This is a genomic window from Gilvibacter sp. CC01, assembly GCF_055755295.1.
The window spans coordinates 2,036,408-2,050,381 of sequence record NZ_CM146909.1 but is presented as its reverse complement, the minus strand read 5'-3'; the positions used below and the strand labels follow the sequence as shown (position 1 = coordinate 2,050,381).

Below are 13,974 nucleotides of genomic sequence, written 5' to 3'. Positions count from 1 at the left end.
ACAAAAATACGAAGATGATAAGGGCTCATGCTCCTTAAAATTGATTAATTTGCATAAAAATTAACGGCTTGAACACGGAAGAATATATCATAAACGACGTTAGACCTTTCAGCTTGGAAACTACGGTTAAGGAAGTGCAGAACACTTTTAATAACCTGACATATTCCCATCTGCCAGTTTTTAATGAGGGCACCTATTTGGGTTGTATCTCCGAGACAGATGCGCATTGCTTTGAAAGCGACAAAACACTTTTAGATGTGCAGTATGCCTTAGAAGGATTCTTTGTTCGCGAAAAGACCAATTGGCTGGACGTTCTCGAAGCCTTTGCCCAATACAACAGCAACATCATGCCCGTATTGGACGACAATCAACAGTATTTGGGTTATTTCGAGTTGGGTGATATTATGAACCTGTTCAGCGAAACACCATTTTTACACGAAGCCGGAGGCATTATCATTGTAGAAAAGGGCGTGAATGACTATTCTTTTAGCGAGATCTGTCAGATCGTGGAATCCAACGACGCCAGACTTTTGGGTGTATTTGTTTCTCATATGGAGAACGATCTTATTCAAGCTACCGTAAAAATTGCACCTACAGGAATCAACACCATAGTGCAAACCTTTAGACGCTACGGATACAATATCGTATCACAACATGCGGAAGACACCTACATGGATAGTTTGAAAGAACGCTCCAAATATCTGGACAAGTACCTAAACATGTAATCTAAGCCTTTAAAAGCTGCGCATGAAAATCGCGATCTACGGACAATTTTACCACAAAAATTCGGGCGGCTATATCGCTTCAGTACTCAACGCGCTAGATAAAGCCAAGGCCGATGTTTATATTGAGGCCAATTTTTTGGAGCTAATACGAGCAAATGAGAACATCGAAAAGGACTACGAAGGTTTTGAGACCTTTAGCAGTTTGGATGATTCTTTCGACCTCTTTTTTAGTATTGGCGGAGACGGGACGATCTTGCGTTCCATCACTTACGTCAAGGACCTGAATATTCCTATTGTCGGAATCAACACAGGCCGTTTAGGCTTTCTGGCCACCATTCAAAAAGACGATCTAAAAGAACATATAGATCATATCCTAAACGGAGAATACTCCATTTCTGAGCGCAGTTTGCTGCAAGTAAAAACTACTCCTGCCACTGCCATGGAAGGAGTGCTGAACTTTGCCTTGAACGAGGTTGCCGTAAACAGAAAGAACACCACCAGCATGATACGGGTTGCTACGGAGCTCAACGGCGAGTATTTGACCAGTTATTGGTCCGACGGGCTTATTGTGGCTACACCTACAGGTTCAACGGGTTACTCTTTGAGCTGCGCAGGGCCTGTTATCGATCCAAAATCAAACTCCTTCGTGATCACCCCTATTGCCCCGCATAACCTCAACGCCAGGCCCTTTGTTATTCCCGACGATACGACCATCGGCTTGCAAGTGTACGGACGTGAGGATTCTTATCTACTTTCTTTAGATTCCAGGATCGTAACTTTGGCCAACGATACTGAGGTGGAGATCACTCGAGCTCCCTTTACAATTTCTCTGGTTCAACTCAACCACGACAGCTTTATTAAAACCATAAGACAGAAGCTTCTTTGGGGCGAAGACAAGCGCAATTTTAAACAATAAAAGAGGCGTTTTACTGTTTTACTTCTCGGAGGATGCAGTTAAGGCTGTGGATACCTCAAGTTTATTGTTATATTTGCACGTTTTTTCAGGGATATGAGGGCCTTATTTTTGCTGTTTTTTATGGGATTAGGAAGCTTTATGAGCTTCGGTCAAACCTACGAGATAGGAGCTGTTCTGGGCGGAACCAATTTTATTGGCGACGTAGGACGCACCAATTACATCTCGCCTAACACGCTTCACTTTGGAGGAATCCTCAAATGGAATCGCGGCCCCAGACATGCCTTCCGCTTTACTTTAATCCAATCCAACCTCAAAGGAGACGACACCAAATCCAGCGAAAGCAGACGTGCCCAACGCGCTTATACCTTTACCAATTCGATAACAGAAGCATCGCTCGGACTTGAATTTAACTTCCTGGAATTCAATATGTATTCTGGACAACCACAACGTACACCCTATTTATATACCGGTTTGACGTATTTTCGATATAATAACCTTTTTAGGGACCCTAATACCGATGTGATTCGTAAATTTGACAGCGCTTGGGATTTCGCGATCCCAATGGTTGTTGGCTATAAAGCTACCTTAGGAACCAAGATGATTCTCGGAATTGAATTTGGAGCCCGATATACCCTAACAGACGCCTTGGACGGCAGCAATCCGGTAAAGGATCTAGCAGACGACCAAAGCCTTAAATTTGGCAACCTAAACAGCGACGATTGGTACGTGTTCACAGGACTTACCTTGAGCTTTACCTTTGGTCGCCAACCTTGTTATTGTAACTTTTAGCAATGAACGATTTGGACCGTATCGATAAAGATAAGCTGCCACAGCACCTCGCCGTAATTATGGACGGTAATGGTCGTTGGGCTAAAAAGCACGGTCTTTTCAGAACCAAAGGTCACGAAAGCGGTGCCAAAGCCGTAAAAGAAGTAGTTGAAGGGGCTGCCGAATTAGGCATTCCTTTTTTAACACTTTACGCCTTTTCGACAGAAAACTGGAATCGTCCCAAATTAGAGGTACAAACCCTTATGAAACTCTTGGTCTCTAGCCTTAAAAAAGAGCTGAAGACCTTACAGAAAAACAACATACGCCTCGGAGCAATTGGAGCCCTTCAGGACTTGCCAGACAAGGCCAGAATGGAACTCAATGAAGTAATTGAAGCCACAAAAGACAATGAGCAAATGACCTTGACATTGGCCCTGAGTTACGGCTCCAGAGAGGAAATCACAAAAACTATTAAAGAAATAAGTTCCAAAGTTAAAAATAACATAATTTCGATTGAAAAGATTGATGAAGACGTTATAAATAAGCATCTTTACACGCTTAATTTACCGGACGTGGATCTGTTGATCCGCACCAGTGGAGAGCAGCGTATAAGCAACTTTTTACTCTGGCAGATCGCTTATGCGGAATTATATTTTACAGAGGTACTTTGGCCCGATTTTAGAAAGGAAAATCTATACGAGGCTATTCTGAATTATCAAAACAGAGAACGCAGATTTGGAAAGACCAGTGAACAACTCAACTAACACTATATTTTTGAATTCCTATAAAAGAACTTTACCCCTTCTCTTGCTGTTATTGCTGCTGAGCTTTTCCGGCTTCAGTCAGAAACGCGATCTGGACGCCAATCGCAAATACGAGATCGGTAATATTGAGATCACAGGACTCAAAAGTTACAACGCACAGACCGTACTTACCTTTACCGGGCTTAAATCCGGAGAGCGCATCTATGTGCCAGGGCAACGCCTGAGCGACATCATCACCAACCTTTGGGATCAGAACCTGTTCTCAGACATCAGCATTTATGTGACCCGTATGGAAGGCGATGTGGTAGATCTAGAGATCAGCATCCAGGAGCTACCAACCTTGAACAATGTCTCTATATCTGGTATAAGAGATCGTAAGGCTCGCGATATCATCAACGATAACGAGCTTAAAAAAGGGCAAAAGGTTACGCAAAACCTGCTTACTACCACTAAGAATTATATCCTCAACAAATATCGCGAACAAGGCTTTCTAAATGCCCAAGTGATCATGAGCACCTCTGCTGTGATTGACTCCGTTACTGGTTTGGACACCAAACAAGACTTGGCTATCGCCATAGACAAAGGTGAACGCGTTAAAGTTGATCAGATCACTATTGATGGCAATGAAGCGCTTTCTGACGCAAAGCTTCAGAAGGCCATGAAGAATACCAAGAAAAAATTCCCTTTGCGATTCTGGAAACGCTCTAAGTATATCCGCGACGATTACGAAGCAGATAAGCAATCCATCATCGACAAGTACAAAGAGAACGGTTATCGCGACGCGCGTATCGTGAGGGATACTTTAATTCGCAAATCCGACAATACAGTTGCCCTTGAGCTAACAGTCGAAGAAGGAAATCAATACTACTTCGGAGATATCGATTTCATCGGAAACAGTGTCTTTAGTGACGAATTGCTAAGCCGTGTCTTGGGAATCCAAAAAGGAGACACCTACAACGGAGTACTCCTAGAGGAACGCATTGCCGATGTAGGCGACCCGGAGGCTTTAGACCTCACCAACCAATACCAGAACAACGGTTACCTCTTCTCTCGTATTAACCCTGTGGAGGTAAACGTAAGAAACGACACCATAGATTTCGAGATCCGTATCATAGAAGGAAAACCAGCTTACTTTGATCACGTAACCGTGGTTGGGAACACCCGTACCAATGACCACGTGGTATATCGGGAACTTAGAACGCGCCCAGGCGAAATCTATTCGAAAGCCAATGTAGTGCGTACGGTTCGCGAATTGGGACAGGTTGGATACTTTGATCCTGAGCAGATCTCACCGAACTTTAAGAACGTAGATCCGAATTCCGGTACCCTAGATATGGAATATTCTGTAGTGGAGAAAGGATCGAGCCAGATCGAACTACAAGGTGGTTACGGTGGAGGTGGATTCGTAGGAACCGTTGGGCTTTCGTTCAACAACTTCTCCATTAGAAATATCTTTAACGGAAAGGCGTACAAGCCGCTTCCGATGGGAGACGGACAAACCTTATCCCTAAGAGCGCAGGCCAGTACATTCTTCCAAACGTACAGTTTGTCATTTATTGAGCCTTGGCTGGGTGGTCGTAAACCGATACAGTTCTCGGCCTCGTTCTCGCATACCGTACAGTTCTTTTTTGACTTTAGAAGTAGAGATGCAGACCGTTCGCGTAAGTTCTTAATCACTGGTGGATCTTTGGGAATTGCAAAACGCCTCAAGTGGCCTGATGATTATTTCCAAATCTCGCATGCGGTAAGCTTCCAGCACTTTGACCTGAAGAATTATGTTACCAACCTATTTACTTTTGGTGATGGATTCTCCAACAACTTGGCTTATACTATTGGTTTGAGTCGTGACAACACCACGGTAAACCCGATCTATCCTTTAGGAGGTTCGCAGTTTGCCTTGACGGCTAAACTAACGCCGCCATGGTCGCTGTTTAGCAATACAGACTTTGCCAATTTGCAAAACGATCCGGAATTCCAAGATGCTAACGGTAATCCAGATCAGGCGCGAATTGACCAAGAGCGTTTCAAGTGGTTGGAATTCTACAAGATCAAATTCAACGCAACCTGGTATACTCGTGTTGTCGATAAATTAGTACTAAGAACCCATGCTGAATTTGGTTTCTTGGGTGCCTATAACAACGATCGTGGGATCCCTCCTTTTGAGCGTTTCTTTGTGGGTGGTGACGGACTTGGAGCCTTTGCTTTGGATGGTCGTGAAGTGATTCAGTTGCGCGGTTATCCAAACCAATCGCTATCGACCATTGATGGAAATACGATTTTTAACAAATTTACGTTAGAACTGCGTTACCCTATCAGTTTAAAACAACTGGCAACCATATACGCATTGACGTTCATTGAAGGTGGAGCGGCTTGGGATAGTTTTAGAGATTATAATCCCTTCGTTATTAATCGTTCTGCTGGCGCAGGAATCCGTATATTTATGCCTGCGTTTGGACTCTTGGGAATCGATTTCGGATACGGTTTCGACCCTATTCCTGGTGGAATCGAGCCAAATGGATGGGAGACGCATTTTATAATTGGTCAACGTTTTTAAACGTTTTGGCACGATATTTTCAATTACTCAACTAACGACGATTATGCGATTAAAATTAATTCTCTTGGCTTCTGCCCTTATGATCGGCAGCCTGACCTATGCGCAACGTGGAGCGCGTATCGGTTATATTGATATGGAGTACATTCTGGAGAACGTTCCGGAATACCAAGAGGCTTCCCTGCAATTGGACAACAAGGTTCAGCAGTGGAAAAAGGACATTGAAAAGAAACTGGCAGAAGTAGATCAAATGAAGGTCGACTTGAGCAATGAACGCGTTTTGCTTACCAAGGAATTGATAGAGGAGCGTGAAGAGGAGATCCAAGTAAAACAAGACGAAGTACTGGATTACCAGCAGAAGCGTTTTGGGCCTAATGGCGATTTAGCTATCCAACGCAGACAATTGGTACAGCCTGTTCAAGATCAAGTCTTCAACATCGTTCAAGAGATCGCAGAGGCCAAGAAATACGATTTTATCTTCGACAAGTCTGCAGACATTGTTATGTTGTTTGCTGCGGAGCGTAATGATATCAGTGACCAGGTAGTACGCTCTATCAACAGAGCGGCTAAACGAACTCAGGCCACATCTAAAAAAGATAAAGAAGAGATCGAAGCTCGCGAAGCGCTATCTGCAGAAGAAGATGCTGTAGTTACGGCAAAAGAGCAAGAAATAGAAGCTAAGAACCAAGAGCGCGCTGCTGCTGCGGCCGCACAAAAAACCGAAAGAGAAACACTTTTGGCAGAACGCAAAAGAGTACGTGACTCTGTGCGCGCTGCTAAAAAAGCAGAGTTCGACGCTAGAAGAGCCAGATTGTTGGCCGAGCGTCAAGCCAGAAAAGATTCCATCGACGCCGCTCGTGCTGCACGTCAGAATAACGACGACGACGGAGGTGAAGACGATGGCGGAGGCCTTTAACTCACATTAAATTGATAATCTATATACTTACTTAAACATTAATACAATTACAATGAAACATTTGAAATCTTTATGCGTAGCGTTGGTGTTGTTTGTTGGAGCTACCGGATTTGTGCAAGCTCAAGATGCGGCAAAAACTGCCCATATTGACACCCAAAAGTTGGTAGAAGCTATGCCGAGCATGGTGGACGCACAAAACCAATTAAAGAAATTGCAAGCCACTTATGATGCTGAGATCAAAACTATGGCTCAAGAGTGGGAAGCTAAAATGAAGCAATACAATGCCGAGGCCGAGAGCAAGACCGATGATGAGAACATCCGTCGCTCTAAAGAGGTTCAGGATATGCAAAAGAAAATTCAGGAATATCAGCAAAACGCACTTAAGGACCTTCAGCAAAAAGAAGTTGACCTTATGACTCCACTATTGGAAAAAGCGCGTGCTGCAATTCAGAAAGTAGCCCGTGAGCAAGGATACCAATACGTATTGGATTGCGCTGTAGGGAACGGAGTTATCCTTTGTGATGGACCAGACCTTTTGACTGCCGTTAAAAAAGAGATGGGTATTTAATCTTATCTGCTTTAAACTTTTTAAGAACTGCCTTCGGATTCCCGGAGGCAGTTTTTTATTTTTAGCTCATGAACAAAAAAGGTCCCATCGGTATTTTTGACTCGGGTGTTGGCGGCACTTCCATTTGGCGTGCCATTCAAGTCCAAATGCCTATGGAGCAAACCTTGTATCTGGCAGACAGTCGCAATGCACCTTATGGCAAGAAGTCCAAGGCCGAGATCACGGCATTGAGTGTTAAGAATACGGAGTTTTTAATTGCTCAAGGAGCTAAGATCATAGTGGTTGCCTGCAATACTGCCACTACCAACGCCATAGATCATCTTAGAGCAACCTACGACCTCCCTTTTATTGGAATAGAACCAGCTATTAAGCCTGCCGCTTTACAAACCCAAACTAAAAGCATTGGTATACTGGCCACACAAGGAACTTTAAGTAGTGCTCTTTTTGCAAAGACCTCTGAAACCTTCGCCAAAGACATACAAGTCATTGAAGTTATTGGAAGCGGCTTGGTAGAACTTATTGAAAGCGACCAAATACAGAGTCCTCAGATGCTAGAGCTGCTCAATAAGTATTTGGCTCCTATGAAGGCCGCGAAGGTGGATCATTTGGTATTGGGCTGCAGTCATTATCCTTATCTTATCCCGCTTATTAGTAGTTTACTTGGCAATGAAGTGAAAATTATAGATAGTGGCCTGGCCGTAGCGCGTCAAACCCAGCGCATTCTAACGCAAAACGAGCTTCTTTGTGAGCAACAAGACCCACAGCACGTATTCTACACCAACGGCGATCCAGAGGTGCTTAAAAAACTCCTAGCAGACAATACAGCCCAAAAACAGATCAGTTATAAGGATTTCTGATCCGGATCTTTGAACCAAGAGGCGTATTTCACATAATTGTTGGCAATTCGATCTATCTCTCCCGTAGAAAGTTCAGCACTGACTGATTTGATCATTTTAGCGGGTGTTCCGGCATAGATACTCCCCGCAGGAACATGAGTATTCTTGGTCAGAACAGCTCCTGCAGCAATGATACTTCCTGACTCGATCACACAATCGTCCATAATAATACTACCCATCCCAACAAGTACATTATCGTGTATGGTGCAACCGTGTACAATGGCGTTGTGCCCTATGGAAACATTGTTTCCAATGGTGGTTGGGGACTTTTTATAAGTGGCGTGAATAACCGCACCGTCTTGAATGTTAACCTGCTCCCCTATTTTGATAAAATGAACGTCTCCCCTAATCACCGCATTGAACCACACGCTACAACGCGGACCCATTGTCACTTCCCCAATTATAGTTGCATTTGGGGCTATAAAACAATCTTCAGGGATCTGCGGATGTATACCGCGTACAGGTAAAATATGCATAATCGATTATTTAAAATAAGACAAGAGCGCAGACTTCTTTGCTGCGGAGACCAATAGTTCCTTGCCATTGCTCAGCACTACACTACCACCCTTTCCTTTGTTGTAGGCTACCACGGCGTTCACATTGACCAAATAGGACTTGTGGATACGTGCAAAGCCTTGTTCGGCCAAAATATCTTCAAAATACTTAAGTGTTTTACTGACCAGCTTTTTACCCTTTTCTAAATAAATCTGGGTATAATTGTCATCGGCCTGACAATACAGGATATCATCTACCGCTAAAACCTCAAAACCCGATTGCAAAGGGATAGTGATCTTGCCCTGCACCTGTTTAGAAGAAGGCACCAAGACTTGATCTTGCAAGCGCTCCTCTTGCTGTTTAATCTCGGTAACATAGTCTACCGCCTTGATAAGTTCATCTATAGAAATCGGCTTTAACAAATAATAGGAAGCATGAGCATTCAAGGCATCGATGGCATAATGATCATAGGCCGTGACAAAAACTGTTTCAAAGGTTCTGTCACCCACCTTATCTAAAAGGTCAAAGGCGTTGCCATAGGGCATTTCTACATCGAGAAAGACCAGATCTAGCTCGTGATTTCTGATTAGGGTCAATCCCTCGTCTATCCCTGCCGCTTCTCCGACCAAATCTACCGTTGGGCAATACTTTTTCAGATAATTCCTAAGGATCTCTCTACTGGTTTCCTCGTCTTCTACTATGATGGCTTTTAGGGTCATTTATCTTTCTTTACAATAAGGCTCACACGGGTTCCGCTGCCGTCTGTTTCCAGATCGCTAACGGTTACGTCCACCTTGTCTTTATACATTTGATTCAGGATCTGGATGCGTTTTTTAATGTTCCCCATCCCCTTGGATTGTTGTTTCTTCTGATTGGCTGTTTTTAAGGCCTTAGATCTTTGCCGTCCAATTCCATTATCGGAAATGGTAATTGTAATGGTTTCCGCATCTATTTGATCAAAGCGGATCTCTAGTTTACCCTTGGTTTCTTTATATCGCAAGCCATGCCAGACAGCATTCTCTATATATGGCTGTAAGAGCATGGGAGGGATCACAAAATCATCGACCTTGAGCTTTTCGTCTAAAATGATCTCGTAGTCAAACTTATCCTGGAATCTGAAATGCTCCAGTTTGGTGTAAATGCTCAGCAGATCGATCTCTTTAGAAAGCGGAATAAAGTCTTCTTCGCTATTCTCTAACACAGAACGCATCAGTCTGGAAAAATCAGAAAGGTATTTGTTGGCTGTCCGCTCGTCATTGTTGGCAATAAAACTATTTACCGAGTTCAGCGCATTGAAAATAAAGTGCGGATTCATTTGGGTCCGCAGCGACTTTAAGGCCAAAAGATTGTTGGCGTATTTTTGCTGACGGATACCTTTATTTAAAAAGTACGCCATGGCTAGAAGCACCAGAGCCAAGGCTACTAGTGAAGCAATTATCCACTTCTGCACTTTGTTATTCTTTTCTATCAACTCCTGATTCTCAAAGGCCAATTTATAACGGGACTCGTTGAGCTGACGTTCGTTCTCCAAACTGGTGATCCGATTCTGCTTTAAGGCGATGTCACGGCTAAAACGCGCCGCCTGAGAGAGCTCTTGTTCTTTTCTGCGATAAAGTTCGTCTACCACTGCCACGTAGTTTTCGTAACTGCTAGCAGATTTTTCGGTCATCCCCAGATCGCGATATATCTCCGAAAGTTTTCGCGTCGCGTCTTTCTGCACTACAAGATCGCCACTGGCATCTGCCTGTGAAATACTCTTTTCTAGGTAGGGTATGGCAGCTTGATAATTATCTTGTGCCACCAAAGCATTGGCAATTTTGTAATTCTGACGTTGTGGAGTGAGATCCTCTACGGCATCGTCTTCGGATTTAATGACAGTAAGGTCTAAAGAATCCAACATGCTCAAGGTCTCTGTGCGCAGTTTGATCTCCTTGTCAAAGTCTCGGTTGGCATTGTAAAAATCTGCCACCTTAGACTGTTCTTTGGCAGATCGCACTTCACTCTCATCCGCAGCTAATTCCAAGGAATTCTCAAAATAATCATTAGCGATGTTTGGTGAACCTGCCGCCGCATAAGCCTCTCCGATCTTGGAATTCAAATTGGTGATCTTAGGAGTGATCAAGTGGTCTTTGGCCACTTGTAAGCCACGCTGATAATTGTCTACTGCGTTGTCCAGATCGCCAATAGCGATATAGGTATCTCCTAAACCTTCATAGACCTCTACGGTCTGGTAATTGGTCAAATTCTTTTCCAAAAGCTGCTGATAGGTCTGCAGACTCTCTTGATGATTCTTGTTATTTCTGTACGTTCTAGCGAGTTTGATCTCTACCGCTATTTTAGGTAAGCTACGCAAGCTGCTCTTGTAATTCTCTACAGCCAGATCGTGTTGCAGCCAATAGTCGTTTATATCGCCTAAGGTCTCAAAAGCAATTCCGTTTTGAGCTGGCGTTGGGCGTTGATCTCTTGTAGACTCTAAGGCCTGTGTCACGAACTCGATACTCTTCTTAGCATCTTGTTTGAGAAACATGCGGGCCGAATCCATATACTTAGGAAACACATTGACATAATATTGTTGGCGAGAAGAAAGCTTTTTCTTGCTTACTGCACTGCGTTCTGCAGCTGGAGCTTTCTTAACCAAGATGCGCACGGTTTGATCGTCTTGAATCTCATAGTAGACCGTTTCAAAGGCATCGCTGGTTACTATTAATTGATCGCCCACACGCGCGCGAATGCTAAAGTCGCCTGCGGCATCGGTAGTTGTATATGCACCACCTGATATTTCAATATTAGCATTGCTGATGGGCTCTAACAATTCGTCGTCAAAGATGCTCCCTTTGAGAATAAAGGTCTCCCGTGCTTGTAATCTCGTTCTGCCATCGCTATTGGAATCGACCTGAGCAAGGCTCATCGGACTAAATCCAAGCAATACTAGAAAAAGTAATATATATGTGTATCTAGCAGACATATTGATGTAAACTTAGGCTTTTTTAAGCAGTAAAGAAAACTGCTCAGTGACCATAAATGCTAATATTAGGCCAAAATTGACCACTTGCCTAAAACTGTCATGAAGTTCCCTAATCGAATAGCCGAGTTGCCTCATTCTGCCTTTTTCCTTTCTGCCCACCCCGTTAGTTTTACAACAGTAAAATAAATGATATCAAGATGAAACGAATTTTATTAGCAAGCTGTTTATTGAGTGTGATGCTCTTACCATCATGCAAGGGAGAGGTAAACACCACAGACAACGAATTGGCAATAGCAAATCCGCTACCAAAAACAGAACCTAACAAACACTTCATTAAGGTCGCGCTCTTATTGGATACCAGCAATTCCATGGATGGCCTAATAGATCAAGCAAAAGCCCAGCTCTGGGAGATCGTTAATGAACTGTCATATGCCCGCTGTAAATCAGTTCAACCTAATTTACAGATTGCACTATACGAATACGGGAACGATGGCCTGCCGAGTCAAGAAGGACATATAAGACAGGTATTGAACTTTACCCAAGATCTGGACGAGGTCTCTAAAGAACTGTTCTCTTTAAGCACCAATGGCGGAAGCGAATATTGTGGACAGGTAGTACAGACCTCTTTAAACCAATTAGATTGGGGTAAAGATGCAGACGACCTAAAAATGGTCTTTATTGCAGGAAACGAGCCTTTTACTCAAGGTCGAGTGAGTTATAAAGATGCCGCACAAGATGCCAAGGAAAAAGGTGTCGTGGTTAACACTATTTTCTGCGGAGATTTTAATCAAGGTGTACACAGCAAGTGGAAGGACGGTGCCGATCTTACTTATGGAGACTATATGGCAATAGACCACAACCAGCGCACGGTGCACATTGCTTCTCCTTATGACGATGTGATCTTGCAATTGAACCTTAAACTCAATCAGACCTATGTACGCTATGGAAGAATAGGCTATGCAAAAGCAGAACAACAAGCCGTGCAGGATAGCAATGCAGAATCCTATGGAAAAGCCAATGCCGTAAGTAGAACTGTGAGTAAAGGAAGTGGTATGTATAAGAATACTACTTGGGATCTTGTAGATGCTATAGAAGCCGATGAAGATTTTGAACTGGAAGAACTCGAAGAAGAATACTTACCAGAGGAATTAAAAGGGAAATCTGCAGCAGAAATAAAAGCTTATGTAGACAAACAAGCCGCAGCGAGAGCCGAGATCCAGAAAGAGATCCAGAAACTCAATGAAAAGCGCAGACTCTTTATTGCAGAGAAGCAAAAGGAAGAAGGCACCAATGGCTTAGGTAATGCCATGTTGGAAGCCATTAAGAAACAAGCGGAAAAGAAAAACTATACCTGGGAACGATAAGCGTTCCTAAAAAATAAAAAGCCCCGAATCATCGGGGCTTTTTTTATTAGTTGATCGCAGGACAATTACAATCGTATTCTTCTCTGCGTTTTCCGAAGTCGAAGCCTACAGTGAGCTGATGGAATCCACCGGTATCAAAACGTACCGTTCCAATCTGATAAGAGTAGGTATAGGCAAATAACCATTGACCGTAGTTCACACCTACAACCGGCGTGATCAATTGCAGTTTCTGATCGCCAATATTTACACCGTCTAAGAATTCAGCTCCGTCAAAACTTCTGCGATAAGACAATGCTCCCCAAACCCGACCAAAGTCTACTTCTTTGTAGGCTTTAAAGTTAAGGTCTACAAACTTTTCTCCTGTACGCTCAGTAAGCTGAAACAAGGTAGATGGTTCAAAGGTCCACCCAGTATAACGCGTAGCAAAGGTATAGGCTGCAGATAGTAAATAACGTCTCTGATTTGCTGATTCGAAATCCTCAGAAAACAATCCTCTATTTCTAAATATCAAATTCTTTACCGTAAAGTGGGCAGAGAAATCCAAAAAGTTATAAGAAGCTCCCACATCCACATTAAAGTATGACGAACTTTGAATGATCCCTGCAATAACAGGGTCAAAGTCATTTAGGTCAAAATTTGTTTCATCTAAGGTTGATTGTACCAAGCCCGCACTCAATCCAAAGGAAAGCTGATTCAGATCCACTGGAGATCTTGAAAACATAATATGGTGTGCATAGGTGATATATCCACCCGTCTGGGCGTGGTATCCATTCTGGTCATTGAATAAGATCGCTCCTATTCCCGACTGATCTCCCAATCTGGCGTTAAAGGCCAGGGTCTGCAAATTCGGTGCATCATTCTGGTCAAACCACTGCTGTCTAGCAGATAGCCTGATCTGATTGCTGTTTGCAGCTCCCGCCATAGATGGATGCAGTAGGTACAGATTGTCCGATAGGTAATCTGAGTACACCGGAATTCCTTCCTGTGCGTTCATTATACCGCATACAAGTAGGGCAATGATTGGGGATAATTTCTTCAAGTTCATG

At 43.4% G+C, this 13,974-nt stretch carries 13 protein-coding genes; 9 read left to right on the top strand and 4 right to left on the bottom strand.

Translation table 11 applies throughout. The features are described 5' to 3' along the window. Positions 1-68: 68 nt before the first annotated feature. The 8 genes from AC0J2F_RS09600 (at position 69) to murI (ending at position 8,065) form a co-directional block, all read left to right on the top strand. Positions 69-725 (top strand): CBS domain-containing protein, encoded by a 657-nt coding sequence (locus AC0J2F_RS09600; protein ID WP_473007461.1) that lies wholly within the window; start codon positions 69-71, stop codon positions 723-725. A gap of 22 nt (positions 726-747) precedes the next feature. Further along, positions 748-1,641, top strand: coding sequence for an NAD kinase (locus tag AC0J2F_RS09595; protein ID WP_473007460.1), 894 nt, complete (start codon positions 748-750; stop codon positions 1,639-1,641). Positions 1,642-1,734: 93 nt separating this feature from the next. Next, on the top strand, positions 1,735-2,430 hold the full coding sequence (porG, locus tag AC0J2F_RS09590; protein WP_473007459.1) for a type IX secretion system protein PorG: 696 nt from the start codon (positions 1,735-1,737) through the stop codon (positions 2,428-2,430). A gap of 2 nt (positions 2,431-2,432) precedes the next feature. Then, a complete protein-coding gene (locus AC0J2F_RS09585) occupies positions 2,433-3,173 on the top strand; it encodes an isoprenyl transferase (protein WP_473007458.1) in 741 nt (246 codons plus the stop codon). A gap of 4 nt (positions 3,174-3,177) precedes the next feature. Continuing rightward, positions 3,178-5,727 carry an outer membrane protein assembly factor BamA gene (bamA, locus tag AC0J2F_RS09580; RefSeq protein WP_473009383.1) on the top strand — a complete coding sequence of 850 codons (2,550 nt, stop codon included), beginning with the start codon at positions 3,178-3,180 and terminating at the stop codon, positions 5,725-5,727. A gap of 43 nt (positions 5,728-5,770) precedes the next feature. Beyond that, complete coding sequence (locus AC0J2F_RS09575; RefSeq protein ID WP_473007457.1) at positions 5,771-6,640, top strand: OmpH/Skp family outer membrane protein; 870 nt, start codon at positions 5,771-5,773, stop codon at positions 6,638-6,640. Positions 6,641-6,692: 52 nt separating this feature from the next. Further along, positions 6,693-7,208 carry an OmpH/Skp family outer membrane protein gene (locus tag AC0J2F_RS09570; protein WP_473007456.1) on the top strand — a complete coding sequence of 172 codons (516 nt, stop codon included), beginning with the start codon at positions 6,693-6,695 and terminating at the stop codon, positions 7,206-7,208. A 68-nt stretch (positions 7,209-7,276) separates the two neighbouring features. Then, entirely contained in the window at positions 7,277-8,065 is a 789-nt protein-coding gene (murI, locus tag AC0J2F_RS09565) for a glutamate racemase (RefSeq protein ID WP_473007455.1), read from the top strand. On the opposite strand, the gene AC0J2F_RS09560 is transcribed toward murI, so the two are convergent. The 3 genes from AC0J2F_RS09560 to AC0J2F_RS09550 are packed head-to-tail and all read right to left on the bottom strand — an operon-like array spanning position 8,050 to position 11,564. After that, positions 8,050-8,580 carry a gamma carbonic anhydrase family protein gene (locus AC0J2F_RS09560; RefSeq protein ID WP_473007454.1) on the bottom strand — a complete coding sequence of 177 codons (531 nt, stop codon included), beginning with the start codon at positions 8,578-8,580 and terminating at the stop codon, positions 8,050-8,052. The two genes, murI and AC0J2F_RS09560, sit on opposite strands and share 16 nt — an antisense overlap. 6 nt (positions 8,581-8,586) lie before the next feature. Next, positions 8,587-9,318 (bottom strand): LytR/AlgR family response regulator transcription factor, encoded by a 732-nt coding sequence (locus AC0J2F_RS09555; protein ID WP_473007453.1) that lies wholly within the window; start codon positions 9,316-9,318, stop codon positions 8,587-8,589. Beyond that, positions 9,315-11,564 carry a histidine kinase gene (locus AC0J2F_RS09550; protein WP_473007452.1) on the bottom strand — a complete coding sequence of 750 codons (2,250 nt, stop codon included), beginning with the start codon at positions 11,562-11,564 and terminating at the stop codon, positions 9,315-9,317. The genes AC0J2F_RS09555 and AC0J2F_RS09550 overlap by 4 nt, the downstream gene beginning before the upstream one ends. Positions 11,565-11,761: 197 nt before the next feature. Between AC0J2F_RS09550 and AC0J2F_RS09545 the strand changes: the two genes are divergently transcribed. After that, on the top strand, positions 11,762-12,928 hold the full coding sequence (locus AC0J2F_RS09545) for a vWA domain-containing protein (RefSeq protein ID WP_473007451.1): 1,167 nt from the start codon (positions 11,762-11,764) through the stop codon (positions 12,926-12,928). 46 nt (positions 12,929-12,974) lie between these two features. Here the strand turns inward: AC0J2F_RS09545 and AC0J2F_RS09540 are convergent, their stop codons facing one another. Continuing rightward, a complete protein-coding gene (locus AC0J2F_RS09540) occupies positions 12,975-13,973 on the bottom strand; it encodes a PorP/SprF family type IX secretion system membrane protein (protein WP_473007450.1) in 999 nt (332 codons plus the stop codon). Position 13,974: the final 1 nt, after the last annotated feature.

Coding starts and splice junctions, on each gene's coding strand:
- murI (WP_473007455.1), top strand. CDS start 7,277: ATGAACAAAAAAGGTCCCATCGGTATTTTTGACTCGGGTGTTGGCGGC.
- AC0J2F_RS09560 (WP_473007454.1), bottom strand. CDS start 8,580: ATGCATATTTTACCTGTACGCGGTATACATCCGCAGATCCCTGAAGAT.
- AC0J2F_RS09595 (WP_473007460.1), top strand. CDS start 748: ATGAAAATCGCGATCTACGGACAATTTTACCACAAAAATTCGGGCGGC.
- AC0J2F_RS09570 (WP_473007456.1), top strand. CDS start 6,693: ATGAAACATTTGAAATCTTTATGCGTAGCGTTGGTGTTGTTTGTTGGA.
- AC0J2F_RS09540 (WP_473007450.1), bottom strand. CDS start 13,973: ATGAACTTGAAGAAATTATCCCCAATCATTGCCCTACTTGTATGCGGT.
- AC0J2F_RS09550 (WP_473007452.1), bottom strand. CDS start 11,564: ATGTCTGCTAGATACACATATATATTACTTTTTCTAGTATTGCTTGGA.
- porG (WP_473007459.1), top strand. CDS start 1,735: ATGAGGGCCTTATTTTTGCTGTTTTTTATGGGATTAGGAAGCTTTATG.
- AC0J2F_RS09545 (WP_473007451.1), top strand. CDS start 11,762: ATGAAACGAATTTTATTAGCAAGCTGTTTATTGAGTGTGATGCTCTTA.
- AC0J2F_RS09585 (WP_473007458.1), top strand. CDS start 2,433: ATGAACGATTTGGACCGTATCGATAAAGATAAGCTGCCACAGCACCTC.
- AC0J2F_RS09555 (WP_473007453.1), bottom strand. CDS start 9,318: ATGACCCTAAAAGCCATCATAGTAGAAGACGAGGAAACCAGTAGAGAG.
- AC0J2F_RS09575 (WP_473007457.1), top strand. CDS start 5,771: ATGCGATTAAAATTAATTCTCTTGGCTTCTGCCCTTATGATCGGCAGC.